Here is a 2,545-nt window from a genome sequence, read left to right on the forward strand (position 1 = left end):
ACTCGGTGTATCTCGTGGAAGACGCGAGCGGGGCCATAGGGGACGGGGTGCTTGCACGCGGTGATGCGGATATCACCGTCTGCTCTACCGGGGCCCCGAAAATATTAAACGTGCTATCGGGCGGTTTCGTATCCACGGACCACGGAGAAATAATTAATGCGGCTGTATCAGCGGCATGCAGGATCAGCCCCGTGACGTGTGCCGGAATAATCGAGGAGCTGAAAAATGCGTCGAGGGTGGTCGAAACGCTTGTGAGATACTCTGCCATGTTAAAAGAAGAGCTTGGAGGGGTTGTGCACAGAGACTGCAGGGGAATCAGCGTGGGCTTCGAGACCGGCGACCCGAAAAACTTTGCGAAAAGGGCGAGAGAAAATGGCCTCGTGACGGACCTGAACCGTGGCATCCTGACCACATGCCCGAGATACGAGAGGTTTTTGAAAAAGGGGGTCGCCGTGGAACTCAAGAAGCTGGATATCCTTGAAGTAACAGAGGACGATATCGCGAAGATAGCAGAAATCCTTAAGATGTAGACAGTCGAGTCTATCCTCTATTCTGATAGCATCTCTATCCCTCCAAAAATGAAGTTGAGTGCAACAATATTGCCTTAAACAACTTTTTTCACTGCTCTTTGCTACCACAACATTACTTCTAGGGCAATTACGGGCGCATGATTATTTTCCGGCCCAAAGTATGGCCCTGACAATCTTTCCAACGATAATTAACAGAATGTTTAAATTAACAGACCTTTTGCATAAATAATTGACGGGGGGTAAGTTATAAAAGACCGCCATCTGAGCTTATTTCAAGTATGAAAGCGAAAGAAGTTCAATCCGGCGGTCTAATCCGAGATAACATCTCGTGCATACTTAAATCTTCCGTTAGCGAGCATTCTGACAAGCTCCTTCTCTACGCTGACGGTTTGACAACCATGAAGAAAAAGGGCATAAAAGCCATGATTCGGGCTTTAAATGCCAGATATCACACATCAACCATATCTAGAACGTTGAAAGGAGAACAGAATAAGCTCAATAACTTCAAAATACAGCATATCATGCGGGATGGTACACTAGACAAACGTGAACGCCACTTCTTCATTATTGACGATACACCCGTCAGAAGGTATGGCCGTGACATCTATGCTTCAGGATATAACCATTCCAGCAGCGTCGGCAGCACAATCTGGAGCAATTGTCTGGTCACTTTCCAACTAAGAGGAAAAAAAGGGCGATAGATAACGATTTTAGGCTGTATTTGACAGACGAATACGTTAAAAATCACCCAAACGAAACTTTCAAGACGAAAACAGAGCTTGCTGTGGAGATTGTTGAAGACCGGTTGAATGCCTATGGAGGCAGAATCCCCAGAAATACTGTTTCGCTGTTAATGGACGCCGCTTACGCTGTGAAGCCTGTTCTGAGCCCATTACGCAAAAAGGGCTTGACCTATGTTGGGAAGTTGAAGAAAAACCGTCAAATTAGGCTTTTTTCAGAATGGATGAGCGTGAGTGAGTACTTCGAAAAGCACAAGAACGAGAGGTATTTCACCTGGGAAGGCACGAGGGTTTTCTATAAAGAGGCCGTTTTAGACCTCAGCGAGATTGGCAGGGTAAGGATCTTCATGTTTTGGGAAGAAAATGAATCCAACCCAAGATATTACGTGACAGACAAGCTGAATATGACTGCCAGGACCTGCTACCGATATAAGAAGAGCCGATGGAGCATAGAGGATATGCACCGGGACGAGAAGCAGTACTGCGGGCTGGAAAATACGTGTGCCTGGAAGAAGGAGCCGTTGATAGCCCACTATGCTTTTGTATTCTTCCTGTGGTGGCTGTTCGAGAGGTTCAGGATTGAGCAGGGATTGGATGTGTCCTTTGAGGCGTTGTGGTGGGAGTACTGCAAAGGGGTGGATCTGGCAAAAATGGGAAGGATGCAATTAGGTGAGCCGCCGCCCATTGCCGCACTGTTCAGTTATCTTTGAAAATGCAAAAGGTCTGATTAAGAACAAAGAAAGAGGAAATAAAAACAGAAAAGGTGAAGGGTGGAAGAGTTTGTTGATGTACTCATGAATAGAAAATTAACAATAGAAGAAATGCAGGAAATTGCGCAAAGTAGAGGCGGTGAATGCTTATCTACAGAGTACATCAATGCCCATACGAAACTTAAATGGCGATGCACGGGAGATCATATTTGGGGGGCAACTCCCGCTAACATAAAGCGCGGTAAATGGTGCCTTAAGTGTGCTGGTTTGGAGAAATTAACAATTGAAGACATGCATAACTTAGCAGAACGCAAAGGCGGCAAGTGCATATCAACGGAGTATATCAACAATCGAAATAAACTAAGGTGGCAATGTAAAGAGAATCATATTTGGGGGGCAACTCCGAGTGGTATAAAAAATAGAGGACAATGGTGCCCCAAGTGTACAGGTGTAGAAAGATCAACCATTGAAGAAATGCGAAAACTAGCAGAAAAGAAAGGCGGTAAGTGTCTATCTGAAGAATATGTCAACGCCCGTACTAAACTTAAATGGCGATGCAAGGAAG

General features: G+C 45.5%; 4 protein-coding genes. All 4 read left to right on the top strand.

What is annotated here, in order from left to right; genetic code table 11:
* Positions 1 to 530, top strand: a 530-nt coding sequence (locus V3S16_RS15030) for a hypothetical protein (RefSeq protein WP_413886370.1), incomplete at its 5' end; no start/stop codon positions are given.
* Between the two features lie 278 nt (positions 531 to 808).
* A complete protein-coding gene (locus V3S16_RS15035; protein ID WP_413886372.1) occupies positions 809 to 1,231 on the top strand; it encodes a hypothetical protein in 423 nt (140 codons plus the stop codon).
* Positions 1,232 to 1,251: 20 nt separating this feature from the next.
* A complete protein-coding gene (locus V3S16_RS15040; RefSeq protein ID WP_413886374.1) occupies positions 1,252 to 1,980 on the top strand; it encodes a transposase in 729 nt (242 codons plus the stop codon).
* A 60-nt stretch (positions 1,981 to 2,040) separates the two neighbouring features.
* Positions 2,041 to 2,545 (top strand): hypothetical protein (locus tag V3S16_RS15045; protein ID WP_413886376.1); only part of this gene is annotated, 505 nt, incomplete at its 3' end.

It is taken from the genome of Candidatus Desulfatibia sp. (assembly GCF_036446775.1).
Classification (GTDB): domain Bacteria; phylum Desulfobacterota; class Desulfobacteria; order Desulfobacterales; family UBA11574; genus Desulfatibia_A.